The organism is Paraburkholderia phosphatilytica (assembly GCF_003443895.1).
GTDB classification, from domain to species: domain Bacteria; phylum Pseudomonadota; class Gammaproteobacteria; order Burkholderiales; family Burkholderiaceae; genus Paraburkholderia; species Paraburkholderia phosphatilytica.
Map to the genome: position 1 here is coordinate 177960 of NZ_QQOA01000005.1, position 25759 is coordinate 203718.

19 protein-coding genes and 1 pseudogene are annotated in these 25759 nt (G+C 65.2%); 15 read left to right on the forward strand and 5 right to left on the reverse strand.

From position 1 onward, the window contains the following. Position 1: 1 nt before the first annotated feature. From DVS29_RS07705 to DVS29_RS07715, 3 genes are all read right to left on the reverse strand, one after another. Positions 2-3151: an MdtB/MuxB family multidrug efflux RND transporter permease subunit gene (locus DVS29_RS07705; protein WP_118179842.1), complete on the reverse strand. Its 3150-nt coding sequence runs from the start codon at positions 3149-3151 to the stop codon at positions 2-4. 16 nt (positions 3152-3167) lie between these two features. Beyond that, a complete protein-coding gene (locus tag DVS29_RS07710; protein WP_118179843.1) occupies positions 3168-4595 on the reverse strand; it encodes an MdtA/MuxA family multidrug efflux RND transporter periplasmic adaptor subunit in 1428 nt (475 codons plus the stop codon). A gap of 544 nt (positions 4596-5139) precedes the next feature. Continuing rightward, the gene (locus DVS29_RS07715) at positions 5140-5997 is read right to left on the reverse strand and encodes an IclR family transcriptional regulator (protein ID WP_118179844.1); all 858 of its coding nucleotides are present in this window, start codon (positions 5995-5997) and stop codon (positions 5140-5142) included. An 887-nt stretch (positions 5998-6884) separates the two neighbouring features. Between DVS29_RS07715 and DVS29_RS37785 the strand changes: the two are divergent. The 15 genes and pseudogenes from DVS29_RS37785 to DVS29_RS07790 form a co-directional block, all read left to right on the forward strand. Beyond that, positions 6885-7019 (forward strand): annotated as a pseudogene (locus DVS29_RS37785) (DSD1 family PLP-dependent enzyme); the annotation flags it as partial. A 786-nt stretch (positions 7020-7805) separates the two neighbouring features. Further along, complete coding sequence (locus DVS29_RS07725) at positions 7806-9527, forward strand: methyl-accepting chemotaxis protein (RefSeq protein WP_420816078.1); 1722 nt, start codon at positions 7806-7808, stop codon at positions 9525-9527. A 187-nt stretch (positions 9528-9714) separates the two neighbouring features. Next, positions 9715-10629 (forward strand): LysR substrate-binding domain-containing protein, encoded by a 915-nt coding sequence (locus DVS29_RS07730; RefSeq protein ID WP_118179846.1) that lies wholly within the window; start codon positions 9715-9717, stop codon positions 10627-10629. Positions 10630-10783: 154 nt separating this feature from the next. Next, positions 10784-12061: a dicarboxylate/amino acid:cation symporter gene (locus DVS29_RS07735; RefSeq protein ID WP_118179847.1), complete on the forward strand. Its 1278-nt coding sequence runs from the start codon at positions 10784-10786 to the stop codon at positions 12059-12061. Beyond that, positions 12058-13542, forward strand: a complete 1485-nt coding sequence (gene cuyB, locus DVS29_RS07740; RefSeq protein WP_118179848.1) for a cysteate racemase — start codon at positions 12058-12060, stop codon at positions 13540-13542. Before DVS29_RS07735 ends, cuyB begins: the two co-directional genes overlap by 4 nt. 849 nt (positions 13543-14391) lie before the next feature. Continuing rightward, positions 14392-16248: an allophanate hydrolase gene (atzF, locus tag DVS29_RS07745; protein ID WP_118179849.1), complete on the forward strand. Its 1857-nt coding sequence runs from the start codon at positions 14392-14394 to the stop codon at positions 16246-16248. Positions 16249-16280: 32 nt separating this feature from the next. Beyond that, a complete protein-coding gene (locus tag DVS29_RS07750) occupies positions 16281-17378 on the forward strand; it encodes a BMP family ABC transporter substrate-binding protein (protein WP_118179850.1) in 1098 nt (365 codons plus the stop codon). A gap of 55 nt (positions 17379-17433) precedes the next feature. Further along, a complete protein-coding gene (locus tag DVS29_RS07755; RefSeq protein ID WP_118179851.1) occupies positions 17434-18573 on the forward strand; it encodes an ABC transporter permease in 1140 nt (379 codons plus the stop codon). Beyond that, positions 18566-19492 carry an ABC transporter permease gene (locus tag DVS29_RS07760; protein ID WP_118179852.1) on the forward strand — a complete coding sequence of 309 codons (927 nt, stop codon included), beginning with the start codon at positions 18566-18568 and terminating at the stop codon, positions 19490-19492. Before DVS29_RS07755 ends, DVS29_RS07760 begins: the two co-directional genes overlap by 8 nt. A 74-nt stretch (positions 19493-19566) precedes the next feature. After that, positions 19567-20259, forward strand: a complete 693-nt coding sequence (biuH, locus tag DVS29_RS07765; RefSeq protein ID WP_118179853.1) for a biuret amidohydrolase — start codon at positions 19567-19569, stop codon at positions 20257-20259. 2 nt (positions 20260-20261) lie between these two features. Continuing rightward, complete coding sequence (locus DVS29_RS07770) at positions 20262-21872, forward strand: ABC transporter ATP-binding protein (RefSeq protein WP_118179854.1); 1611 nt, start codon at positions 20262-20264, stop codon at positions 21870-21872. Between the two features lie 71 nt (positions 21873-21943). Continuing rightward, entirely contained in the window at positions 21944-22615 is a 672-nt protein-coding gene (locus DVS29_RS07775) for a cysteine hydrolase family protein (RefSeq protein WP_118179855.1), read from the forward strand. 2 nt (positions 22616-22617) lie between these two features. Then, positions 22618-23013: an oxalurate catabolism protein HpxZ gene (hpxZ, locus tag DVS29_RS07780; RefSeq protein ID WP_118179917.1), complete on the forward strand. Its 396-nt coding sequence runs from the start codon at positions 22618-22620 to the stop codon at positions 23011-23013. A gap of 61 nt (positions 23014-23074) precedes the next feature. Continuing rightward, positions 23075-23797: a GntR family transcriptional regulator gene (locus tag DVS29_RS07785; protein WP_118179856.1), complete on the forward strand. Its 723-nt coding sequence runs from the start codon at positions 23075-23077 to the stop codon at positions 23795-23797. A gap of 173 nt (positions 23798-23970) precedes the next feature. Then, positions 23971-24321, forward strand: coding sequence for an RcnB family protein (locus DVS29_RS07790; protein WP_118179857.1), 351 nt, complete (start codon positions 23971-23973; stop codon positions 24319-24321). 77 nt (positions 24322-24398) lie between these two features. On the opposite strand, the gene DVS29_RS07795 is transcribed toward DVS29_RS07790, so the two are convergent. Both DVS29_RS07795 and DVS29_RS07800 read right to left on the reverse strand, forming a co-directional pair. Beyond that, complete coding sequence (locus tag DVS29_RS07795; RefSeq protein WP_118179858.1) at positions 24399-24719, reverse strand: DUF1634 domain-containing protein; 321 nt, start codon at positions 24717-24719, stop codon at positions 24399-24401. Continuing rightward, complete coding sequence (locus tag DVS29_RS07800; RefSeq protein WP_118179859.1) at positions 24716-25594, reverse strand: sulfite exporter TauE/SafE family protein; 879 nt, start codon at positions 25592-25594, stop codon at positions 24716-24718. Before DVS29_RS07800 ends, DVS29_RS07795 begins: the two co-directional genes overlap by 4 nt. Positions 25595-25759: the final 165 nt, after the last annotated feature.

Here is a 25759-nt window from a genome sequence, read left to right on the forward strand (position 1 = left end):
CTTACGTCCTCGTGTCGGTGGCGGGCGGCGGGTTTGTTCCACCCGTCCCATCCGTGCCCGAATCGCCGTGACCGAAGCGCGCGCGCACGCGGCGCGCGAGCGAATCGAAGCCGAGGTAGATCACGGGCGTCGTGAAGAGCGTGAGCAGCTGGCTCACGATCAGGCCGCCGGCGATCGCGATGCCGAGCGGGCGGCGCAGCTCCGAGCCCGCGCCGGAGCCGAGCATCAGCGGCAGCGCGCCGAGGAGCGCCGCCATCGTCGTCATCAGGATCGGCCGGAAGCGCAAGAGGCACGCCTGGTAGATCGCCTCGCGCGCCGGCTTGCCTTCGTTGCGCTCGGCTTCGAGCGCGAAGTCGATCATCATGATCGCGTTCTTCTTCACGATGCCGATCAGCAGCACGATGCCGATGATGCCGATGATGTCGAGGTCGTGCCCGGTGACGAGCAGCGCGAGCAGCGCGCCGACGCCCGCCGACGGCAGCGTCGACAGGATCGTGATCGGGTGCACGAAGCTCTCGTACAGCACGCCGAGCACGATGTACATCGTGACGATCGCGGCGAGGATCAGGAACAGCTCGTTCGCGAGCGACGCCTGGAACGCGAGCGCCGCGCCCTGGAAGCGCGTCTGGAACGACGCGGGCAGGCCGATGTCCTTCTCCGCCTGGTCGATCGCCTTCACCGCGGCGCCAAGCGACGAGCCCGGCGCGAGATTGAACGACACGGTGGTGGCGGGGAACTGGCTCAGGTGCGTGACGAGCAGCGGCGCGGGGCGTTCCTCGAAGCGCGCGATCGCGGACAGCGGCACCTGGCCGCCGCTGGAGGTGGACGACGGCAGATAGATCGCGTTCAGCGAGTCGGTGTAGTGCTGCAGGCTCTGGTCGGCTTCGAGAATCACGCGGTACTGGTTCGACTGCGTGAAGATCGTCGAGATGATGCGCTGGCCGAACGCGTCGTACAGCGCGTTGTCGACGGTGGCCGGCGTGATGCCGTAGCGCGACGCGGTGGCGCGGTCGATGTTGATGAACACCGACTGGCCGTTGCTTTGCAGGTCGGTGGCGACGTCCGCGAGCTCGGGCGACTGCTGCAGCCGTTCGACGAGCTTCGGCACCCACGTCGAGAATTCCTCGATGTTCGGCGACGTCAGCATGAACTGGTACTGCGTCGGGCTCACGGTGGAGTCGATCGTCAGGTCCTGCACCGGCTGCATGTACAGCGACGCGCCCGCAATGTGCGAGGTGGAGCGCTGCAGCTGGCGGATCACGTCGCTCGCGGTGTCGTCGCGATCGTCTCGCGGCTTCAGGTTGATCAGCATCCGGCCGCTGTTCAGCGTGATATTGGTGCCGTCCACGCCGATGAACGACGTGAGGCTGTCCACGTTCGGGTTCTTCAGGATTTCCGCGGCGAGCGCCTGCTGCCGCTCCGCCATCGACTGGTACGATACCGACTGCGGCATCTGCGTGATCGCCTGGATCACGCCCGTGTCCTGCACCGGGAAGAAGCCCTTCGGGATGAACACGTACAGCACGCCGGTCAGCACGAGCGTCAGCAGCGCGACCACCAGCGTGGAGCGATGGCGGTTCAGCACCCAGGTGAGCGCGACCGCGTAACGCGCGATGATCCAGTCGATCGCCGAGTGTGCGCGCGCCTCGAAGCGGTGGCTCTCCTTCGGCGGTGTATGGCGCAGGAGCTTCGCGCACATCATCGGCACGAGCGTCAGCGACACGACCGCCGAAATCACGATCGTCACCGCGAGCGTGATCGCGAACTCGTGGAACAGCCGGCCGACCACGTCGCCCATGAAGAGCAGCGGAATCAGCACTGCGATCAGCGACACCGTCAGCGAGATGATCGTGAAGCCGATCTGCTTCGATCCCTTCAGCGCGGCTTCGAGCGGCGATTCGCCTTCCTCGACGTAGCGCGCGATGTTCTCGATCATTACGATCGCGTCGTCGACGACGAAGCCGGTCGCGATGGTGAGCGCCATCAACGAGAGATTGTCGAGCGAGAAGCCGCACAGGTACATCACCGCGAGCGTGCCGATCAGCGACAGCGGCACGGAGAGACTCGGGATGATGGTCGCGTAGACATTCGCGAGGAACAGGTACATCACCAGCACCACCAGCACGACCGACATCGCGAGCTCGAACTGCACGTCGCGCACGGACGCGCGGATCGTCGTCGTGCGGTCGGTGACCACCTCGACGTTCAGCGCGGTGGGCAGCGCTTCCTGCAGCTGCGGCAGCAGCTTCTTGATGCTGTCCACGACCTGGATCACGTTCGCGCCCGGCTGCCGCTGCACATTCAGGATGATTGCGGGCGTGCCGTCCACCCACGCGCCGAGCTTGGTGTTCTCGGCACCCTGCACGATCTTCGCGACGTCGGTGAGCATCACCGGCCGGCCGTTCTTGTACGCGACGACGGCGCTCTTGTACGCGTCGGCGTCGGTGAGCTGGTCGTTCGCGTTGATCGTGTACGCGCGCGTCGGGCCGTCGAAATTGCCCTTCGGCGTGTTCACGTTCAGGTTCGAGATCGTGGTGCGCAGGTCGTCGAGATTGAGGCCGTACGAGGCGAGCGCGCGCGGATTCGCCTGGATCCGCACCGCGGGGCGCTCGCCGCCCGACAGGCTGACGAGGCCGACGCCCGCGACCTGCGAGATCTTCTGCGCGAGCCGCGTATCAGCGAGGTCCTGAACCTGGGTCAAGGGCAGCGTCTGCGACGTGATCGCGAGCGTGATGATCGGCGCGTCCGCCGGATTCACCTTCGCGTAGATCGGCGGCGCGGGCAGGTCGGACGGCAGCAGGTTGCCCGCTGCGTTGATCGCGGCCTGCACTTCCTGCTCGGCGATGTCGAGCGACAGGTCGAGGCTGAATTGCAGCGTGATCACCGACGAGCCCGCCGAGCTCTGCGACGACATCTGGTTCAACGATGGCATCTGGCCGAACTGCCGCTCGAGCGGCGCGGTCACCGACGACGTCATCACGTCCGGACTCGCGCCCGGATAGAAGGTCTGCACCTGGATGGTCGGGTAGTCGACTTCCGGCAGCGCGGAGAGCGGCAGGAAGCGCAGCGCGACGAGGCCGACCAGCATGATCGCCGCCATCAGCAGCGCGGTGCCGACGGGGCGAAGAATGAAGGGCTGTGAAGGATTCATGCGTTACCGGTCGCGCTCAGTCTGCCTGCGATGCCGCGTGCTGCCGGCGGTGACCATGCGCGCCCGATGCGCCGTGTGCGTGCGACGCACCCGAAGCTGCAGCGGCACTCGATGCACCCGATGCGCCCTGCGGATGCTCGGCGGGGATCGTGACTTTCGCGCCTTCCTTCAGGCGGTCGGAGCCATCGGTGACGACTTTCTCGCCCGCCGCGAGGCCCGACGCGATGCTGGTGCGCTCACCATCCACCGGCCCGATCCTGATCTGCCTCACGGTGACCGTGTTGTCCGGCTTCACGACGTACACGTACTGGCCCATCGAGCCGTTCAGCACCGCCGAGGTCGGCACGATCACCGCGTTCTTCACGACGCTCACGAGCAGGCGCGTGTTGACGAACTGGTTCGGGAAGAGCGCGAGCTTGCGGTTGTCGAAGAGGCCGCGCAGCTTGACGGTGCCGGTGGTGGTGTCGATCTGGTTATCGACCGTTTCGAGGTAGCCGGCATCGAGCGGCGTGGTGTTCGCGCGGTCGTACGCGGTGACGGACATTTTTTCGCCGGCGGCCAGCTGGCTCATGATCGACGGCAGGTTGTCCTCGGAGGTCGTGAAGATCACGCTCATCGGCTGCAGCTGCGTGATCACGACGACGCCGTTGGTATCGCCCGGCGTCACGTAGTTGCCCGGATCGACCTGGCGCAGGCCGACGCGGCCTGTCACCGGCGCGGTGATGCGCGCGTAGGTGAGGTCGAGCTTGTAGGTGTCGATATTCGCCTGGTCCGACTTCACGGTGCCTTCGTACTGCTTGACGAGCGACGCCTGGGTATCCACCTGCTGGCTCGCGATCGAATCCTGCGCGAGCAGCGCCTGGTAGCGTTTCAGGTCGAGCCGTGCGGTCTGCAGCAGCGCGGTGTCGCGCGCGAGCTGGCCCTGCGCGTTGTCGAGCGAGATCTGGTACGGACGCGGGTCGATCTGCGCGAGCACGTCGCCGGCCTTCACCATCTGGCCTTCCTTGAACGCGACGCTCATTAGCGTGCCGCTCAGCTGCGTGCGAACCGTGACGTTCGCGAGCGGCGTGACCGTGCCGAGCGCAGTCAGCACGACAGGCATCTCGCCTTGCGCGGCAGTGGCGACCTGCACCGGCTGAGGCTGGTTCGCGAATGCGCCGCCGCCCCGGCCGCCGCGCCCGCCGCCCGCATGGGCGCCGCTCGCGCCAGCCGGACGTCCCGCGCCGCTGCCTGCCGCCGCCTCGTGCCGGCGCCACAGCAGGAACGCGACGACGGCGATCAGCACGACGACGATGATCGCGATGAGGCGGCCGTGGCCGTTGCGCGGGCCGGTGGGCGGAGGAGGCGGGTTGCCCGGGGCCGGCGAGCCATTCGGCGTGCCGTGCTTCGGTGTGCCCGGTGCGGGAGTGCGTGCTGGTTCCGAATGCTGTTGTTGTTCGTCCATCGGTTCGGTCGGATGTCTGGCGAGGTGTTGGCGTGTGTGGCCTATGTGGCGTTTGCGCGCCGCGCGGCACTGCGGCGTAGTACGAATTCAGTGCGACAAAGTCAATGCAACGAAGACAACGCAGCGAACTGGGTGCCGCGAAGTCATCGTGCTGTGAGGCACACCGCGCGCATCGCGCGATGCTACGCGAGACGCGCGGCGGCGCTGTGAAACTGGATTGAAGCAGGCTGACGCGCCCGACATCCCGGCGAGGTTTCGAAAGCTCGATGCAAGCAACGTCGGGAGATCGGAAAGCATGATGCTACGTCCCGGTGCACGCGAGCGTCCAGTTGGCGATCTTTTCGACAGATTACGATCGTTACGGTCGGGTTTCGTTTCGCGGCATCCGTAATGCGGATGTTGGCCGGGACGGGCATGCTCTGGCGGCGCGTCCGTACGCGTCTTGCGCTGATCTGTGACGCATCCGTTTGCGGGGAGGCGGTTGCGGTGGATCCGGTTGCGGACGCACCGGTTGCGTGCGCGTGGGTGGTGGTCAACCCGGTCGTCAACCGCCGGGGCGTTCCTGAAGGCGTTGCGCCGGTGTGCCGCCGATCTCGCGAACGATCTTCGCGATGCATTCGAGCAGCGCCGGCGCGGCGTCGCTCACCAGCCAGTCGCGCGGACACTGATGCGCCGCGCCGCCGCAGTTCACGGCGTAGCGCTCGCCCGAAGGACCGGTGAAGCCCGCCGCGATCGCGTTGAGGCCGTCGTACCATTCGCCGGTTGCGATCGCGAAACCCAGCGTGCGCGTTTCGTCGAGCGACTCCTTGACCCGCGCGATGATGTGCCCCCAGTCGTGCCCGGCTGCCGACTGCAGGCCCGCGAGCAACTGCTGGCGCTCGGGCGCCTCGAGCGCGCCCAGGTAGGCGCGGCCGACCGCCGTGCGGCACATGTCCATCCGCGAGCCGACTTCGAGCCGCGACACGAGCACCGCGGAGCGCGGCCGGATCGCGTCGATCACGACCATGTCGAGCCGGTCGCGCACCGCGAGGTGCACCGACAGCGACGTGCGCTCGGCGAGCTCGATCAGGAACGGCCGCGAGCGCGCGCGAATGTCGAAGTTGCGCAGAAAGCCGTTGCTCAGTTCGAGCACGGCGGCGGTCAGCACGAACCGTTCGCTGTCCGGCAGCCGGAACAGAAAGCCGGCGTTGACGAGCGTTGAGGTGATGCGCGAGACGGTGGGTTTCGGAATGCCGGTCAGTTCCGTGATCTCGCGATTGCTGAGCGGCGCGGCGGCGGCAGCGACCCGCCGCAATACCGTCAGACCACGGGCGAGGGCGGTAACTTCGTCGCTTGCGCCGTCTTTTTCCTTCTGCTGCTCTCTCGGGTCGGCCCCGCGAGCGGAACTCGTTGGCTCGTTCATTTCATTTTTCTGAAACGCTATTTCAGTTTCGATGCACGGCGGGCCAGGCCACAGGCGCAAAAGCAGCGCCGGAACCTGTCTCGGAGCCCCGCACGAGCGCTCTTTTTTATCTGGCGTTTCATTGTATCGGAATGTAACGCTGAACTTCTGCCCAGCCGGTTAGATTTTGCTTGACTTAGTCAGCATTACCGTAAAAAATGGAATCTAATTTCGAAACAATGGGTTTCGTCCATCTTTCGAGGCTTTTCAAAGGATATTCGGCAATAATTGCCGAATCGATTATCCCCTATCGAAAGCCACGAATGCCGCGATTTGCGTAGCGGTCAAAGTATTGAAGTCCTGCTCCCGTTATTCGCAACACCACCCGCGGGTTTCGAAATGCCGTCTCTCAGGTTCTAGCACGGCCCTCGGAATGGCTAGAACTTTTTAAGGCGCCACGGAAACGTGGCGCCTTTTTTTCGTGCGCTTACTGGTGCTGATGCAAATGAAGCCCAGCGATCACGGCAGTCCAGGGAGCCGGAACTTGCCAACAGGGCATCAAGCACCTGGATCGGGCGCCTATCCTGCGATTGCGCGGCCGTCGCGTCCGACCCAACCGAATGCATGGACACACGCGACGCGCGAAGAGAACGCCGAGCCGGTGCAGAACGCATCGGGCATCGGCAGATCGATGGACTGCCAGGCACCGTCTGCTGTCAGCTAGGTCGGACAGGCGGGAGCGCTGTCACGCCGCTGTTCAGGGGCGGACACGACGATCTGCCTGGCGGCGGCCTGTTCGATGCAGGTTCGCCGTACCTGAGCACGCGCCAGTTCGAGCGTGTGCTGCTGCTCGTGAAGCGATACCGCCCCGCGGCTACCTGCGCTGACGCGGCGGGATCGGATCTGCGGCGTGGTTTCCGACCGGAACGAAGCTGCGCATCCTGTCCAATCATGCCTGTGCGACGGGAGCGCAATTCCCGGAATATCACGCGTTATCCGCCGATGGTGAAACGACTGTATGGAGCCGCTTTCACGGCTGGTAATGAAGAATTGGGCGTGCGGTCACCGCGCATGGAAACCCAGGCGAATCTTGCAACGCCGGGGTTTCACCATAGTCATGTGGCGATCGCAAACGGGCCGGGTATTCGTGTCCAGCCAGTTGCCGATCGACGCGCGCGATCGTACCGCTCCACTTTGACTTCAGGATCGAGAGCGAAGCGACGGCGATGCTGCGATGCAGTTCAGAACTGACCCACCAGAGCCAGTAGCCTGGGGCGCTCAATGTGAATCGCGTGGTGACGTCGCGGCCGCGTGGGCCTGTCGATATCCGTGAGAGATGGCGACAAACGCTGCCGAAAGCGTCGTCCCCTGCGTAGAAAACGTTCCTGCAAACAGTGGCGTGCGGCAACGCTTTCCAGCGCGTGCACTGGGAGTCCTGCCTACATCATTTAAGGAACTGCTTACCGTGAAATCAGCAGTTACCGACTCCAGAGACTCAGTGAGCGACCGATAAACGGACTGTCTTTCGCTTTCCATACGAATCTGACGATACAGTCGGGTTCGTATGTTTGCGATTACATTTTCGCGATTCCTGCTCGTGCGGCTCGACACCAGGTTTGCCGGTTTGCAAGGCATCGAAGCAGGCAGCTTGGGGGATCGGCCGACGTCGAAGGCTTCTGGACATCCATGGGGTACTCGCTGACGAAGATGCCCACATCAGCGAACCGGACGTGCCCGCACAACCACACTGATCGCGACGCAGGTGCTCGACTCACGACGCGCTGGAGCACGCTCGCCTGAACGCATTCAACGAAAGAAGGAGTTTCATCTTGCAGCCGACTGTCCGCAACAAGCTTCTCGCCGTCATCGTCCTTACGGTGCTGGCCATGATAGGTCTGAGCCTGTTTCTTCTCGCCAAGCTTGGCGAGTCCGATGACCGTTCGGCTGCGCTGTTTCAGCAGGACTTCCACGACTCCACGACCATCGGGGAGATTGACGGCTTGCTGACGCGATCGGACATCAACATTCTTCGCATGATCGCGATCGGCGATCCAGCGTCGATCGCCAATTGGAAGCGCGAAAACGAAGAGCGGTTTGCAGCCGTGAACAAGGCACTTGGCTCGCTCGCGGCGAGTGGCGACAGCTCGCAGGCGGCGACTATTGCGAACCTGCAGAACGCCTATCACCGCATGCAGGCGGGCATGAAACACCAGGTCGAACGGATCGAGGCCGGCGACATCAAAGGCGGAGCAGAGGTCAACCGTCTCGAAGTAAAAGACAACGCCAATCAGGTCTTCGGCATCCTGTCGGACATGAAACGCAATGTGCAGGCAGTGGCGCAGGCGCGCGTGAGCGCTAACGAGGATGCCGCGGTCCGCATCCGCTATCTGTCCATCGCGATCGTCTCGATAGTGGCCGCCGCAGCACTCGGATTCGGCATGTATGTGGTTAGCTCGATCATGGCGGCCCTGCGGGACGCGCTGCGTGTGGCGAATTGCATCGCGGACGGCAAGCTTGGCAACGATGTCGCGAGTGTCGCGCGCGACGAAACCGGACAATTGCTGAACGCGCTTGGGAAGATGGACCGGCAACTCTGCAACACGGTCAGCGCAATCAAGACGGGCACCGAATCGGTCACGGTCGCGTCGCGGGAAATCGCCGCCGGCAACACCGACCTGTCGGCCCGCACGGAGCAGCAGGCGAGTTCGCTCGAAGAGACGGCGGCCAGCATGACTGAGCTCACCGAGACCGTAAAACAGAACGCCGACAATGCGCGGCAGGCCAATGTGCTTGCCACTCGCGCCACCGACCTTGCCGATACCGGCAACGACGCCGTGCAGGGCATGGTCGGCACGATCGAACGGATCAGCGGCAGCTCGAGCAAGATCTCGGAGATCACCGGCGTGATCGAAGGCATCGCGTTCCAGACCAACATTCTTGCGCTCAACGCAGCGGTGGAAGCCGCGCGCGCCGGAGAGCAGGGACGCGGCTTCGCAGTGGTGGCGAGCGAAGTGCGGAGTCTCGCGCAGCGCTCGGCCGCGGCGGCCAAAGAGATCAAGGAACTGATCGGCTCGTCGGTGGCGATCATCGAGGACGGCGCGAAGCAGGCCGGCGACGTCGGTGCGACGATGGGGCAGGTCAAGCAGGCGATCAAGCAGGTCTCGGATATCGTCGGCGAGATTGCCGCTGCTTCGGAAGAGCAGAGCCGCGGCATCGAGCAGGTCAATCAGGCCGTCTCGCAGATGGACGAGGTGACCCAGCAGAACGCCGCGCTCGTCGAAGAAGCTGCCGCCGCCGCGCAATCACTTGAGGAGCAGGCTCACAACCTGAAGGAAGCTGTGTCGGTGTTCAAGGTTCCTGGCGCAGCCGATAAGGAATCCTTCGTTTCTGCTGCCACGACGCGCACGGTCCCGCTTCGGAGCAAGCCGCGCACAGTGACGCTCAAGTTGACGGCGCCGCGAACGCCGACAAAGGTGGCGCCGCAGCGCTCGGGCGTGCCCGTCGCCTCGACTTCCGCGCAACGCAAAGACGAAGCGTGGGAAACGTTTTGAGGAATCGCAGGCGACAGGTATCCCGGGGAGCTTTGTTGCACTCGATCGCCAGCGACTTCGTGGTGGCGCTCAGACAGGATCGATTTCAGATGCTGGAAGGAAGATTACGGACGCTGCGTTCGGTGAGACCTGATCGAGTTTTCGCATGCGTAGAATCAGGTCTTCTCCAAGCGACCTGACATCAGCCATGGAAATCAAGTGGATCGAGGATTTCATCGCCCTCGCGCAGTATCAGAGCTTTTCCCGGGCCGCCGAGTTTCGCAACGTCACGCAGTCCGGCTTCAGCCGCCGGATCCAGTCGCTCGAGCAATGGGTCGGCGCCGAACTGATCGATCGCAGCAGCTTCCCGCCGGTGCTGACCGCAGCGGGTCAGCTGTTCCGCGAAGCGGCGGAAAGCGTGCTGGAGCGGCTGTTCGACACGCGCGCGATCATCCGCACCGAACAGCGGATCGCGGGCAAGAGCCTGCAGATCGCGGCGGGCCACACCATCGCACTCAATTTTCTGCCGGGTTGGCTGAAGGCGCTCTCCGCGCATTTCGGCGAGGTAAGAACCCGCGTGATGCCGACGAACGTGCACGACTCCATTCTGATGCTCGTGAACGGCAACTGCGAGCTGATGTTCGCGTATCACCATCCCGAACTGCCTCTGCATCTCGATCCGGCGCGCTATGAGCACGTGACCGTCGGCATCGACACCTTGATGCCCGCCAGCCGGCCGAACCAGCGCTCGGCGCCGGCTTTCCGGCTGCCCGGTACGAAGAAGCAGCCGTTGCCGCTGATCTCCTACACGGACACGAGCTACTTCGGGCGCTGCCTCGCACTGCTGCTCGGCCGCTCCGCTGATGCGCCCGCGCTGCGGCTTCATTTCGAATCCGACATGGCCGAGGTGCTCAAACGGCTCGTGCTGGAAGGCGAGGGTGTCGCCTGGCTGCCGCGCAGCACGATTGCGACGGAGCTTGCCGCCGGCGAACTCGTGCCGGCCGGCCCCGCAGTGTGGAATCTGCAGGTGGAACTGCGCGTCTATCGGGATTCGTCGAACCGGAGCGACTTCATGGAGACGCTCTGGCAGCACCTGCGCGCCGGCTCCGCGACGCTCGGATAGGGTTTTCACGCGCTATGCGAGATTCGCATAGCCGCATGACATAGCCGCATTGCCAGCTTTTTTGCCGCTTCTACCATCCGTCCTCAAGGTGGTCGCGACGTTCTCCGAATGCCGCGCCCGCTATTTTCCCGAGGCGACCCAAGGACGGATAAACATGAAAAATCGACTCACCCTGAGCATCGCGGCCGGGATGATACTCGGCGTCATCGCTGGTTTCATCTGCCACACGCGCATCGCGGACCCGGCTACGCTCACCGCCACCGCGGGCTATTTTTCCATCGTGACCGACATCTTTCTGCGGCTGATCAAGATGATCATCGCGCCGCTGGTGTTCGCCACGCTCGTATCGGGACTGGCCGGCATGGAGAGCGGGCAGGACGTAGGCCGCATCGGTCTGAGGTCGGTCGGCTGGTTCGTCTGCGCTTCGCTCGTCTCGCTGGGTCTGGGCCTTATGCTGGCCAATGTGCTGCAACCGGGCGCGGGTCTGCATCTGACCGACAGCGCTGCCGAAGTCAGCACGGGGCTCAACACCTCGGCGCTGAACGCGAAGGACGTCATCACGCACGCGTTTCCCACGAGCCTCCTTGACGCGATGGCGCGCAACGACATCCTGCAGATCCTGGTGTTCTCGATCTTCCTCGGCCTCGCGCTCAGTGCGCTGAAACGCGACCCGCGCGTCGCGATCGTGGTCCAGACGATCGACGGCATGGTGCCAGTGATGCTGCGCCTGACCAGCTACGTGATGCGCGCCGCGCCGTTCGGCGTGTTCGGCGCGATCGCTTCGGCAGTCACGCTGCGCGGACTCGCCGTGATCTACACCTACGGCAAGCTGATCGGCTCGTTCTATCTGGGGCTGCTGATTCTGTGGGCGATCCTGATCGGCGTGGGCTACGTGTTCCTTGGGCGGCGCGTCGGATCGCTGCTGAAGGCGGTGCGCGAGCCGGCGCTGATCGCATTTTCGACCGCGAGCAGCGAGGCCGCTTATCCGCGTCTGACCGAGCGGCTCGAACAGTTCGGCGTCGACAGGAAGGTGGTCGGCTTCACGCTGCCGCTCGGTTACGCGTTCAATCTGGACGGCTCGATGATGTATCAGGCGTTCGCCGCGATCTTCATCGCCCAGGCCTTTGGCGTGCAGATGCCGTTATCGCAGCAGATCGCGATGCTGTTGATCCTGATGCTGAGCAGCAAGGGCATGGCGAGCGTGCCGCGCGGGTCGGTGGTGGTTGTCGCCGCGGTGGCGCCGATGTTTCATCTGCCGGCGGCGGGCGTTGCGATGGTGCTCGCAATCGACCAGATTCTCGACATGGGACGCACGATGACCAACGTGATCGGCAACAGTGTCGCCACGGCCGTCGTCGCGAAGTGGGAGGGCGTGCGTGAACCCACGAAGCGCGATGTTGCGTTCGATCAACCGGCTGTCGAAACGCGATGAGCACGGGTCCGGTAGCGGGCGGTCGCAGATATGGCGTTGTCGGCGGGTTGGGGCCGCTCGCGAGCGCCGACGTGTTCTTCAAGCTCATGAAGGCGCTTACCGCAGCGTCGGAAGCCGGAAACGCCGATGTGATTTTCGAGCAGTATCCGTTCAAAGGCTCGGACGCCACCAGCGCTGCGACGACGGAGCGCAAGCTCTACGTGTTCGACATGATCCGCGATTTCGAAAAACGCGGCGTGACGACGGTCGTGCTGCCATGCTTTCTCAGTCACACGTTCATCGACGAACTGAAGGCCAATACCGCGCTGCAGATCGTGGACATCGTCGAGGCGGTGCGCGATTACGTCCAGAGGAGGTTTCCCGACGCGATGCGCATCGGGGTACTCGCATCGGACACCACGCAGGAGAAGGGGCTCTTCGAGCGCTACTTCGCGTCACCGCGGTTCGATGTGGTGCATCCCCGGTTGCAGGACGGCATCGACGTCGTCACGGAGGCGATCTATGGCGTTGATGGCATCAAGCGCGGCAATCTGCGCGGCCGCCCGGTCGAACTGCTGCGCGTGGCGTGTGAGGATCTCGTCGAACAGGGCGTACAGCTGATCGTACCGGGTATGACGGAAATCGCGCTGGTGGCGGATGAAATCGGCCCGATCGATGTGCCGTTCGTCGACTCCAACCTGGCGTACGCGCAGTACGCTGTTTCCGGCCGGTTCGAGTGCCGCTCGCCGGTGTTCAAGGTTGGCGTGGTAGGCGGCGTGGGGCCAGCGGCCACCGTCGACTTCCTGCACAAGATCGTCGCCGGCACGCCGGCCTCGCGCGATCAGGATCACATCAAGCTGCTGGTCGAACAGAATCCGCAGATTCCGGACCGCACGGAGAACCTGATTGGCGATGGCGCGGACCCGACGATTTCGCTCTATGCCACGTGCAGGAAACTGGAAGACGGGGACGCGGACATCATCGCCATCCCCTGCAACACCGCGCACGCATTCGTCGAACGGATCCAGCCGTATCTAAGGATACCGATCGTGAATATGCTGACCGTTACGGCAAGCTATCTGCGCGAGACGTTTCCCAAGGTGCACGACATCGGCGTGCTGGCGACCTCCGGGACGATCGATAGCGGCGTTTACCGTAAAGCGCTTGAGCAGCAGGGCCTGCGCCAGGTGGCGCCCGGGCCTGTGCTGCAGGCGCGGGTCATGGAGGCGATCTATGGCAAATACGGCGTCAAGTCCGGTTTCAGCACGGGGCAGTGCGTGGAGGACATTTCGGCGGCCGTCGAAGGCCTGATGACCGAAGGCGTCGAAGTGATTGTGCTTGGGTGCACTGAATTGCCGATACTGCTGCCGGTCCCGGATTTTACAGATGCAAACGGCAGGCACGTGCACCTGGTCGATCCAACCGACGTGCTGGCGCGCTGCTGCATCGCGCACGCGATGAACGACCGTGGCCAGGCGGACACATCGAGTTCGGGCGGTTGATGAGTGAACCGCCTGGCTCTCCTGGACACGTTGGAGTGTTCGTGCCTTGTCATCACTGATGCGGCGTCAGTGCAACGGATGGACAACCGCGCACGACAGCGGTCTGGCATATACGACGCTGCGCGGTCCTAGCCCGCTCTCGGACCGGCAGCGTGAGCGTTTGTTCAAGTTGCTGCAGGACGATGGGCGATGGGCGGGCTATAACGCTTCCAAGCCTGCGAGGAAAGTAACTTGAGCGTTGCCAGATTCCCGTGTGAGTGGGTGACGGAAAAACGCGAGTAGCGCTACCTATGTCACTACGGAAGCTGCGGGCCCGTCGGGCTCACGCATGACGGTGATCTTATCGTTAGCAAGGTCGAACGACCCAGAAAGCTGATTGTAACGACTGGCCCGCGGCCCGCAATCGCCTGTACGGCGAGCGCTGCGCAGGGGAGCGCGAGCATGGCGAACCGTGCGTGATCCGGTCTGGGCATGTGAAATTCCGGTGAGGAGGCTGTGCTGACGATTGATTTAAGGGCAAGCGGGCCTGGTCGGGATACGAGAATGAAGCGTGGTATCGGTTTAGCGTGAAAAAGGTTTAGCGTGAAAAAACAGACCATACGGTTTGTTTGTGAGCTGCTCATCCTGAAACCGGCGTTAGCAATTTCCGCCGGTTCGGCCATGCACTGAACCCGGGAGCGGCGCACTCGCGCAATGCGATCGGTGGCTCACTTTGGGGCGCGCGGCGATCCTGTCAGCGGCTGCGCGCCGTCCCGCAGCGCCTTGTGCGAGAAGGCTCTCCGCGCGACAGGCAGCGGGCCGGCATGGAACGTGCCTCTTGGATATCAACTTGTATTCAAGATTGAGCGCATGGGCACCGATCTCATCCTGAGGGTTCTTCCGCTGCTGGAACAGTACGCGCGTGGCGCGCTGACTCCGCGCGCAGTCGTCGACGCCATCGTGCAGCGGATCGATGCGAGCGACCGCCCGGAAGCCTGGATCTCACGCGTGCCGGCGGACGCCTTGCTGGCGCGCGCGGCCGAACTTGACGCGCAACGTGAGCGGCACGGTCCGGCATGGCGGCAGCATCTGCCGCTTTACGGTGTGCCGTTCGCGGTCAAGGACAACATCGACGTTGCCGGCATGCCGACGACCGCGGCCTGCCCACCGTTCGCCTATACGCCACGCGAGTCCGCGTTCGCGGTGCAGCGCCTGTTGCGGGCGGGGGCAATCCTCGTTGGCAAAACCAATCTCGATCAGTTTGCGACCGGCCTCGTGGGCACCCGCTCGCCGTATGGAGCGGTGCGCCAGGTCGCGCACGACGCGCTCGTGTCCGGTGGCTCCAGTTCAGGGTCCGCGGTCGCGGTCGCGGCGGGTCTCGTCGCGTTTTCGCTCGGCACTGACACAGCCGGTTCGGGCCGCGTGCCCGCGGGCTTCAACGAACTCGTCGGGCTCAAACCGACGCTCGGTCTCGTCAGCAAGCGAGGCGTAGTGCCGGCGTGCCGGAGCCTGGATTGCATCTCGATCTTCGCACACGACGTGGCCGACGCATGGTGCGTGCTCGAGCAGATGGCCGCGTTCGATGCGGCGGATGGCTATGCGCGGCGTGTGCCGCCGCTGGGCATTCCGCACGGTCCTTTGCGTATTGCGATTCCCGATGAGCTCGAATTCTTCGGCGACGCAACGGCCGCCGCGGCCTTCGCCGCGACGCTCGACACGATGTCGTCACGCCTCGATCTCGTACCGGCGAAGATCGTCTTCGAGCCACTGAAGCGCGTCGCCTCGCTGCTATACGATGGACCGTGGGTCGCGGAACGGCGCGCCGCTCTCGGCGCATTCTTCGACGACCATCGCGGCGACATCGATCCGGTCGTTGCCGCGGTGATCGGCAAGGCGGATGCCTTCAGCGCCGTCGATGCGTTCAACGGCCAGTATGAATTGATGCGGCTCAAGCGCGAGGCCGACAGGCTGTTCGACACGATCGACGTGCTGATCGTGCCGACCACACCAACGCACCCGTCGATCGCCGACGTGCAGGCCGAGCCGATCGCACGCAACAGCCAGCTCGGCGTCTACACGAACTTCGTCAATCTGCTGGATCTGTGCGCGCTCGCGGTACCGTGCCTGCGGCGTGCCGACGGGTTGCCCGCCGGCGTCACGCTGATCGCGCCCGCCGGAGCGGACCACCGGCTCGCGGTGCTGGGTGCGCGCGTTCAGGCGCTGGTCGATGAGCGCGCGGGCGCGCACGCGCAAGACGCCGCGCTGATCGCAGCGCGCCCGCTGCCGTTCGATGAACCGACTGTCACGCTCGCCGTGGTTGGCGCGCATCTGCGCGGCGAACCGCTCAACTGGCAACTGCTCGAAGCGGGCGCGCGTTTCGTCGAAACGACCACGACGACTCCCCACTACCGGCTGTTCGCGCTGGCGGGCACGACGCCACCCAAGCCGGGCCTTGTACACGTACCCGATGTGGACCCAGGCGCCCGCGCGATCGAAATCGAACTGTGGGAACTACCGCTGCGCAGCTTCGGTGCGTTCGTTGCCGCCGTGCCCGTACCCCTCGGCATCGGCACGCTCCAGACTGCGGATGGTCGCAGTGTCAAAGGCTTCATCTGCGAGCCCGCGGCCGTTGCGCTGGCGAGCGGCGCGCTCGACATCACGCCGTTCGGCGGCTGGCGAGGCTATCTGCACAGTCAGGCACCGGCAGCGTCCGGTCCCGGGCACTGAACTCCGTACGCTCAACATAAGGAATCCATATCATGACCAACCGCCGCGATTTCATTAAAGGTGCCGGGGCTTTCGCGCTGGGCAGCCTGTTGCCGTTCGAAAGCGTGTTCGCTGCCGGCAATCTGACTGTCGGGGTGATCTACGTCGGCTCGCGTGGCGACTTCGGTTACAACCAGGCGCAGGCTCAGGCCGCCGCGGTGATCAGGAAGCTGCCGAACGTGAAGGTCGTCGAGGAAGAGAACGTGCCCGAGACGGTCGCCGTGCAGAAGACGATGGAAGCGATGATCGAGCAGGACGGCGCGACGCTCATCTTCGCGACGTCGTTCGGCTACTTCGATCCGCACGTGCTCAAGATGGCCGCGAAATACCCGAAGGTCCGCTTCGCGCATTGCGGCGGCCTGTGGAAGAGTGGCGAACCCGCGAACATCACAAGCTACTTCGGCTACATCGACGAATGCCAGTACCTGAACGGCGTCGTGGCCGGCCACGCAAGCAGGACGAAGAAGCTCGGCTTCGTCGCTGCGAAGCCGATCCCGCAGGTGCTGCGCAACATCAACGCGTTCACGCTCGGCGCGCAGTCGGTCGATCCGTCGATCACGACGCACGTGATCTTTACCGGCGACTGGTCGATGCCCGTGAAAGAAGCCGAGGCGGCGAACAGTCTCGTCGATCAGGGCTGCGACGTGCTCACCTGTCACGTCGATGGACCGAAGGTCGTGATCGAAACCGCCGAGAAGCGCGGCGCGATGAGCTGCGGTTATCACGCGAGCCAGGCGGCGCTCGCGCCGAAGGGCTATCTGACCGGCGCCGAATGGGATTGGGCGACGCCATACAAGGCGCTCGTCGCGTCGGCGCAGACCGGTGCCGCCGCGCCGAACATCCTGCGCGGCGGCCTGAAGGAAGGCTTCGTGAAGATGTCGCCTTACGGCACGAAGGTTACACCGGACGCGAAGACGAATGCCGATGCGATCAAGTCGAAGATGATCGCTGGCGACTACGTGATCTTCAAGGGGCCGATGAAGAACAACCAGGGCGGCGCGGCGATCCCCGCGGGCACCAGCTACGCGCAGACCGACATCACGCTCGAAAGCATGAACTACCTGGTGGCGGGCGTCGTCGGCCAGATCTGACCGGTGCGCCGTGCGCCGCTGGCGCGGGATGAACCCTGACTTGCGAGGAGTTGCGATGCGCACCATTGCTTCGTTGCGCGGCACGCTGCCTGCCGGCATCGCGCGGCTGTTGCTCGCCGTGCTGCCGGCGTTGCCGACGCTGTGCGCGCTGGTCGGCACGCTGCTGCTGTTTTCGCTGTTCCTGCTCGTGCAGGGGCAGCCGGCACTCGATGCGATCGCGCTGATCGCGCAAGGCGCGTTCGGTTCGTCGTTCGCGTGGCAGAGCACGCTGCTGCGCGCGGCGCCGCTGATGCTGACGGCGCTCTGCGTCGCATTGCCCGCGCAGGTCGGCCTGATCGTGATCGGAGGAGAAGGTGCGCTCGCGCTCGGGGGCCTCGCGGCAGCGGTGGTCCCGCAGGCGATTCCGCATGTCACGCCATGGTTCGTCGCGACGCCGCTGATGGCGCTTGCCGGCATGGCCGCGGGTGGTGTGTGGATCGGTGCCGTCGGCGCGATGCGCCAATGGCGCGGCGTCAACGAGACGATCAGCAGCCTGCTGATGTCGTACATCGCGATTGCGCTGTTCAAGCAGCTGGTCGAAGGACCGCTGCGCGACCCCGCGAGCCTCAACAAACCGTCGACGTTGCCGCTGCCCGATGCGATGTCGATCGGTTCGCTGCCGGGTCTCGACGTGCACTGGGGACTGTTCTGGGGGCTCGTCGCGTGCGTGGCCGCGTGGGTTTTCGTCAGGCACAGCACGAAGGGTTTCGCGCTGCGCGTCGCGGGTGGCAACAACCGCGCGGCGCGGCTCGTGGGTCTGCCGGTGAGCTCGCTCGCATTGACCGCATGCGTGCTCGGCGGCGCCGCGGCGGGACTGGCGGGCATGTTCGAAGTGGCCGCAGTACAGGGCAGCGCGAACGCTTCGCTGCTCGCGGGCTATGGCTACGCGGGCATCCTCGTCGCGTTCGCGGCGCGCCAGAACCCGCTTGCAATCGTCGTCTGCGCGCTGATGATCGGCGGCATCGAAGCGAGCGGCAGTCTGCTGCAGCGGCGGCTCGATCTGCCCGACGCGACGACGCTGGTGCTGCAGGGGCTGCTGTTCGCGAATCTGCTCGCGTGGGAGGCGCTCGGCGGCCGCATCGTCGCGTGGCGCGTCGGATTGCAGGCTGCGGCGCTAGCGGATAGCACCGTTCAACTGGAGCGCACTCATGCCTGATCTTCATTCGACGGTCGCTGTACTGCTGCTGTCGCTGTTCGCCGGCGCGATCCGCGTGAGCACGCCGTACCTGTTCGTGAGCCTCGGCGAGTGTCTGACCGAGAAGGGTGGGCGCGTCAATCTCGGGCTCGAAGGTATTCTCGTGTCGGGCGCGATGAGCGGCTACGCGGGCGCGTATCTGTCCGGCTCGGCGTGGGCGGGGGTCGTCGCGGCCGCGGCGGTCGGGCTCGTGCTCGGTTGCCTGCATGGGCTCGTCTGCTCGTTGCCGCGTGTCTCCGACATCGCGTTTGGAATCGCACTGATGCTGTTCGGCACCGGCATCGCGTTCTATCTTGGCAAGCCGTTCATCGAGCCGCAGGCGCCGATGCTGTCGTCGCTCGACCTCGGCGGCTGGGCTGCGTCGCCGCAACTGCACAACGCGCTGCACGTCAACCCGCTGTTCGCGCTCGGCGTCGTGCTCTCCTTTGCGTTGCAGTGGGGCTTGCGTTCGACCCGCTGGGGGATGACGCTGCGCCTCGTCGGCGAGAACGCCGGGAGCGCGCGGGCAATGGGCTATCCGGTCACCAGGGTGCGCGTGATCGCCACCGCCGCGGGGGGCTTGCTGGCCGGCATCGGCGGTGCTTATCTGTCGCTGGTCTATCCGGGCAGCTGGAACGAAGGGCTGTCGAGCGGCCAGGGGCTGATGGCGGTGGCGCTCGTGATCTTCGCGCGCTGGCACCCGCTGCGCTGCCTGTGGGCGGCGCTGCTGTTCGGCGCGGCCGGCGCGCTCGGCCCCGCATTGCAGGCGGTCGGCGTGACGAGCGGCTACTACCTGTTCAACGCCGCGCCGTACGTGCTGACGCTCGCGATCATGATCGTCAACTGCCGGCCGGATCGCACGCTCGCGGGTGCACCTGGCGAGCTCAGCCTGACCCGCTGATGCATGGACCCCTTGACGCGCAGCGCGGCCATGCGCCGGCGCGTTCCGATTCGACACGTTCCGGAGAACCGACCATGACCCGCTTCATCGACGCCCGTCCGTATCCGTGGCCTTATGACGGCGCGCTGCGTCCCGACAATACGGCGCTCGTCATCATCGACATGCAGACGGACTTCTGCGGCATCGGCGGCTACGTCGACAAGATGGGCTACGACCTGTCGCTGACACGCGCGCCGATCGGGCCGATCCGCAGTGTGCTTACGTTGATGCGCGAGCAGGGCTTTACGATCATCCATACGCGCGAAGGCCATCGTCCCGATCTGTCGGACCTGCCCGCGAACAAACGCTGGCGTAGCCGCCAGGCAGGCACCGGCGGCATCGGTATCGGCGACAACGGCCCGTGCGGCAAGATCCTGGTGCGCGGCGAGCCCGGCTGGGAAATCATCGACGAACTCGCGCCGCATCCCGGCGAGATCGTCATCGATAAACCGGGCAAGGGCTCGTTCTGCGCGACCGATCTCGAACTGATCCTGCGCACGCGGGGTATCGCGAATCTCGTGCTGACCGGCATCACGACCGACGTGTGCGTCCACACGACGATGCGCGAGGCGAACGACCGCGGCTTCGAATGCACCGTGCTCGCCGACTGCTGCGGCGCCACCGACAAGGGCAACCACGACGCCGCGTTGAACATGATCCTGATGCAGGGCGGCGTGTTCGGCACCGTGTCGGATTCCGGCGCGCTGCTCGCGGCGCTGGGGCGTTGATCATGCCGAACGCAAACGCACGGCATGCGCTCGGCATCGAAGTGATCGGCGCGCGCAAATCGTTCGGCGCGTTTCGCGCGCTCGACGACGTGTCGCTGAAAGTCGCCGCGGGCACCGTTCACGCGCTTCTCGGCGAGAACGGCGCGGGCAAGAGCACGCTCGTGAAGGGCCTCGTCGGCTATGGCGTGCTCGATAGCGGCGAGATCGTCGCCGATGGCCGGCAGGTGCAGATTGCGTCGCCGCGCGATGCGCAGGCGCTCGGCATTGGCATGGTGTACCAGCACTTCACACTGGCGGCGGGTCTTTCGGTCGAAGAGAACCTGCTGCTCGCGCGCGGCAGTCTGCCGTGGAAGATCGACTGGGCCACCGAGCGTGCGGCGCTGGACGCGTTCATGCGCAGCATGCCGTTCCGGCTGCCGCTCGACGCGCCGGTGTCGGGACTCGCCGCGGGTGAAAAGCAGAAGCTCGAAATCCTGAGGCAGCTCTACCTGCGCCAGCGTTTCCTGATTCTCGACGAACCGACCTCCGTGCTGACGCCGCAGGAAGCGGACGAAGTGCTCTGCCTGATGCGCGAACTCACGTCGCGCGGCGAGCTGACGGTGCTGATGATCACGCACAAGTTTCGCGAGGTGATGGCGTATGCGGACGACGTGACCGTGCTGCGCAAGGGGCGCTTCGTCGGCTCCTGCGCGGTCGCGCAGACCGACCGCGACCGGCTTGCCGCGTGGATGATGGGCAGCGACGCCGCCTTCGATGCGCGCGCGTCGGCCGGCATTGACAACGTGCGGCCCGCGCGCCGGCCGCTCGCCGACGATGCGCCGGTGCGTCTGGAGCTGACGAAGCTGTCGGTCGTCGACGATCGCGGGCATCCGGCCGTGCGCGATGCGTCGCTTGCCGTGCGGGGCGGTGAAATTCTCGGCCTCGCGGGCGTGTCCGGCAATGGGCAGAAGGAGCTGATCGAGGCGCTCGTCGGGCAGCGCCGCGCGCAGTCCGGCGAGATGCGCGTGAAGGGCGAGCCCTACCGCGCAACGCGTGCAGAGATGACCCGGTTACGCCTGTTCGCGTTGCCGGAAGAGCCGCTGCGCAATGCGTGCGTAGCGGGCATGACGGTCGCGGAGAATCTTGCGCTGCGCAACTTTGACCGTGCGCCGGTGCGTCGCGGCGGCTGGCGGCTCGATCGCCGCGCACTGCGCGAGCGCGCGACGCATCTGATCGACGAGTTCAACGTCCGGCCTCCCGTCCCTGAGCGCGCGATCGGCACGCTCTCGGGCGGTAACGTGCAGCGCGCCGTGCTCGCGCGCGAACTCGGTCAGGCCGTGGACGTGCTGATCGTCGCGAATCCGGTGTTCGGCCTCGATTTCGCGTCCGTCGCCGACATCCATACGCGCATTCTCGCCGCGCGCGATGCGGGCGCGGCGGTGCTGCTCGTGAGCGAGGATCTCGACGAGCTGCTCGAACTCGCGGACCGGATCGTCGTGATCGTCGAGGGACGCTTCGTGTTCGAGACGCCTGCGCTATCCGCGGATCGCGTTGTGCTCGGGCGGCATATGGCGGGACATGGCGAGCCGGGCGATCAGCATGCGGTGGTGCCGGCCGCGCTGGCAGGCGCATGATGGATGCCGATGGACGAACGGGGGAACCGGGCGTGGCATTGCCGCGTCCAGACGACTACAAGGACCACGGAATGAGTGTTGCCACCATTGCACGCGCGAAGCCGTCGCCGTTCGCGTTCGATCCGCGCCACACCGCGCTCGTCGTGATCGACATGCAGCGCGACTTCATCGAGCCTGGCGGATTCGGCGAAGCGCTCGGCAACGACGTGTCGCTGCTCGCCGGCATCGTGCCGGATGTCGCGCGCCTGCTCAGCTTTGCGCGCGACCAGCGCTGGCACGTCGTGCATACGCGCGAATCGCACGCGGCCGATCTGTCGGACTGCCCGCCGGCGAAGCGGCTGCGCGGCGAGCCCAATGCCCGCATCGGCGACGCGGGGCCGATGGGGCGCATCCTCGTGCGCGGCGAGCCCGGCAATGCGATCGTCGAAGCGCTTGCGCCCATCGAAGGCGAACTCGTGATCGACAAGCCGGGCAAGGGCGCGTTCTACGCGACGCGCCTCGGCGAGGAGCTGGCGCTGCGCGGGGTCACGCACCTCGTGTTCGCGGGCGTGACGACCGAGGTCTGCGTGCAGACGACGATGCGCGAGGCGAACGACCGAGGCTACGTGTGCCTGCTGGTCGAAGATGCGACCGCGAGCTACATTCCGGCATTCAAGGCCGCGACCGTCGAGATGATCCGCTCGCAGGGCGGCATCGTCGGCTGGACGGCAACGCTGGCCGATCTGCCGGGGGGCCGCGCGTGACGATCGACGTGAACCGGCAGCAGATCGTCGCCGAAGTGGCGGCGGCATTCGACGCGTACGAGCGGGCGCTGGTCGACAACGATACCGCGCTGATGAACGCGCTCTTCTGGAGCGCACCGGAAACCGTGCGCTACGGCATTGCCGAGATCCAGCATGGCGGCGCGGCGATCTGGCAGTGGCGCGATACCTGCGAGCCGGTGCCGAAGAGCCGGCGGCTGCATCGTACGGTCGTCACGACGTTCGGCACCGACTTCGCGACGGTCAGCACGGAATTCACGAGCGACGCGACGCCGCTCACGGGCCGTCAGATGCAGACGTGGGCGCGGCTCGGCGATCCCGCGCTGTTTGGCGGATGGATCGTCGTCGCGGCGCACGTGAGTCTTATCGATACGCGCTGAAGCAGCGATAATGAGGCGGTCATCCGTCTCGCCGGAGACAAGGACTCAACCCACAAGGCCAATGGACGATACGCCCGACGAAGTCGCAACGAAGACGGTCTACAACGCGAATCCGCTTGCGGAACAGGTGTACCAGCTGCTCAAGCAGGACATCTTCAACTTCCGTCTGTTTCCGGGCGACCGATTTTCCGAAACCGACATCGCGCAGTACTACGGCGTGTCGCGCACGCCGATGCGCGATGCGCTGTTCCGTCTGTTGCGCGAGGGGCATCTCGAAGTCGGCTTCCGGCGCGGCTGGAAGGTGTCCGACATCAATTTCGGCCAGCTCGATCAGCTCTACGACCTGCGGATCGTGCTGGAGGTGGCGTCGATCGAGCGCCTCGGCAGTACACCTCCGCCGCATCCGGCGATCGAGGCGCTGAAAGTGGTCTGGTGCGTCGCGCCGGAGCTGCGCGAAAGCGACCCCGTCGTGATGTTCGGCATGGACGAGAATTTCCATCGCGGCCTCGTGGCCGCGACCGGCAACGACGAGATGCTGCGGGTTCACAACGAGGTGACCGAACGCATCCGCATCGTGCGGCGTCTGGATTTTCTGAAGCCGCACCGCACGAGCGCAACCTACGAAGAGCATTCGACCATCCTCAATCTGATCGACCGTGGCAAGCTCGCCGAGGCGATCATTCTGCTACGCGCGCATATCACGCAGAGCAAGCTCGAGGTGCGCAAGATTACGCTGTCGATGCTGGCGGCGGCACGGGATAGCAAGTTGCCGTTCGTGACGTGATGCACAGCGGACGCGGCGGACGGGACATCGCGTGTATCCCGGCCGCATGCTGCGGGATGCGCCGGGCGGTTTGGCAGCTGCGTCGAAGGGCGGGCTGCTATATTGCCGACGGGAACCGGCAAAGCTGTCCAGCCGGGTTCCGCATCCGTTCATTTCCTGTGAGGCCTTCGCACATGAACCTGAAATCGATTACGCCACTTGTTCTGGCTGCCCTGGTTGCCGTGTCGGCACCCGTCCATGCGCAGCAGCAGCCGCGTCCGGATCATCGAGGCGTCGACAGGCGTGGACCGCCGCACGATGCGCCGGTCGATCGTCCGGGCGGTCCGCTTCCCCACGAAGACTGGCACAAAGGCGACCGGTTGCCGACTGAATACCGCGACAGGAATTACGTGGTCGACGACTGGCGCGGTCATGGCTTGTCGGCGCCGCCACATGGTTACCACTGGGTGGGCGTGAATGGCGATTACGTGCTGGCAGCCGTCACCACGGGCGTGATTGCGAGTGTGCTGGCATCCGGCCACTAGCGTGTCATGCAATGACGGGGGGCAGCCGACGCCCTCCGGTCGCGCGGTGCAAAGACGACGTCAGAAGTCCTGAACAGTCAACCTGCGAGCGGACCCAGACGAACGCCAAGCAGCGCGCCCGCGGCAACGATGGACAACACCGCGGCGGCGATTGCGACATAACGGTAGTCGCGCCGCCGCATGAATACCGCGAGCATCAACAGCAGACGCAACACCGGCAGCAGAATGAACAACGCGACACCAGCGGTCAGCATAGTGGCGCCAGACACGGCCGCATGCACGTCGGCGGCCGAAACGATGCCGGCACAGATCATCGCGCACGCGAGCCACGTGCCACACTGAAGAAACATGGCGAGCAGGCGTTCGAGCGGCGCCGGTCCGGATGCGATGGTGGTCATTGGAACGGATGTCCCGATAGATGATCGAGCGGATGGATGCCGAGACCCTGGAACGACATCTGACACGCGACACACACGAGTACGGTGAGGAACAGCAGCCGCAACTGCGCCGCCGGTACCTTCATCAGCACCTGCGCGCCGAGTACCGCCCCCACGACCGAGCCCAGTGCGACCGGTCCCGCGACCGCGGTCACGATCTCTCCGCGCACGAAATACGCGCAGGCGCTCGCTGCGGCCGTCACACCGATCATGAAATTCGACGTCGCGGTCGAGACCTTGATCGGCAGCCGCAGCGCGTTGTCCATCGCGGGAATCTTGAGAATGCCGCTGCCGATGCCGAGCAGCGCCGACACGAGACCGGCGACGTACATCAGCAGCAGGCCGGCCGGCACGCGGTGCACTTCATAGCTGATTTCGCGACGCAGGCGCGCGTCCGGATAGCTCGCGTTCAGCCCAAGCGCGCTGGCGAGGCTCCTCGCGGCGGGAGACGAGCGCGTGTCCACCGGGTCCTCGCGTCGCACGAACATCTGCCATGCGGAGATCAGCAGCACCGCGGCGAACAGGAAGTCGAGCGCGGCGACGGGAATCACGCCGGCCACCAGCACGCCGGTCAGCGCACCGAGCGTCGTGCCCGTCTCCAGCACCACGGCGAGGCGAACATTGGTCAGCCCCCCGCGCAGGAAGCCCGCCGCGCCGCCGCACGAACAGGCAATGACGGAAACGATGCTCGCGCCGATCGCCGTGTGCATGCCGAAGTGAAACAGCGTAGTCAGCGCGGGCACGATGAACAGGCCGCTCGCCATACCCAGCATGCCGCCCACCGCGCTCGCGCCAAGTCCGACGCAGAATAGCCAGAAAGTGATGTCGAAGTTCATTGGATCGGCGGTGGGTGTCCCAGGAGGTTGCACAACGCTGCGGGAAAGCGCGACGCCTCACGTGTCCGGCACGCGGCGGCGTCATTGTCTTGTACGTAATATAACATGTTATAACAGGTTGAGGAGGCGAGATCCGGGGCAGGGACTGCCATGACGCGCTGGCGC

Bases quoted from the DNA above. Each gene is read 5' to 3' on its own strand.
- DVS29_RS07755 (WP_118179851.1), top strand. From the start codon at position 17,434: ATGCGCACCATTGCTTCGTTGCGCGGCACGCTGCCTGCCGGCATCGCG.
- cuyB (WP_118179848.1), top strand. From the start codon at position 12,058: ATGAGCACGGGTCCGGTAGCGGGCGGTCGCAGATATGGCGTTGTCGGC.
- DVS29_RS07705 (WP_118179842.1), bottom strand. From the start codon at position 3,151: ATGAATCCTTCACAGCCCTTCATTCTTCGCCCCGTCGGCACCGCGCTG.
- atzF (WP_118179849.1), top strand. From the start codon at position 14,392: ATGGGCACCGATCTCATCCTGAGGGTTCTTCCGCTGCTGGAACAGTAC.
- DVS29_RS07710 (WP_118179843.1), bottom strand. From the start codon at position 4,595: ATGGACGAACAACAACAGCATTCGGAACCAGCACGCACTCCCGCACCG.
- DVS29_RS07790 (WP_118179857.1), top strand. From the start codon at position 23,971: ATGAACCTGAAATCGATTACGCCACTTGTTCTGGCTGCCCTGGTTGCC.
- DVS29_RS07760 (WP_118179852.1), top strand. From the start codon at position 18,566: ATGCCTGATCTTCATTCGACGGTCGCTGTACTGCTGCTGTCGCTGTTC.
- DVS29_RS07795 (WP_118179858.1), bottom strand. From the start codon at position 24,719: ATGACCACCATCGCATCCGGACCGGCGCCGCTCGAACGCCTGCTCGCC.
- DVS29_RS07800 (WP_118179859.1), bottom strand. From the start codon at position 25,594: ATGAACTTCGACATCACTTTCTGGCTATTCTGCGTCGGACTTGGCGCG.
- DVS29_RS07715 (WP_118179844.1), bottom strand. From the start codon at position 5,997: ATGAACGAGCCAACGAGTTCCGCTCGCGGGGCCGACCCGAGAGAGCAG.
- DVS29_RS07730 (WP_118179846.1), top strand. From the start codon at position 9,715: ATGGAAATCAAGTGGATCGAGGATTTCATCGCCCTCGCGCAGTATCAG.
- biuH (WP_118179853.1), top strand. From the start codon at position 19,567: ATGACCCGCTTCATCGACGCCCGTCCGTATCCGTGGCCTTATGACGGC.
- DVS29_RS07750 (WP_118179850.1), top strand. From the start codon at position 16,281: ATGACCAACCGCCGCGATTTCATTAAAGGTGCCGGGGCTTTCGCGCTG.
- DVS29_RS07785 (WP_118179856.1), top strand. From the start codon at position 23,075: ATGGACGATACGCCCGACGAAGTCGCAACGAAGACGGTCTACAACGCG.
- DVS29_RS07770 (WP_118179854.1), top strand. From the start codon at position 20,262: ATGCCGAACGCAAACGCACGGCATGCGCTCGGCATCGAAGTGATCGGC.
- DVS29_RS07735 (WP_118179847.1), top strand. From the start codon at position 10,784: ATGAAAAATCGACTCACCCTGAGCATCGCGGCCGGGATGATACTCGGC.
- DVS29_RS07775 (WP_118179855.1), top strand. From the start codon at position 21,944: ATGAGTGTTGCCACCATTGCACGCGCGAAGCCGTCGCCGTTCGCGTTC.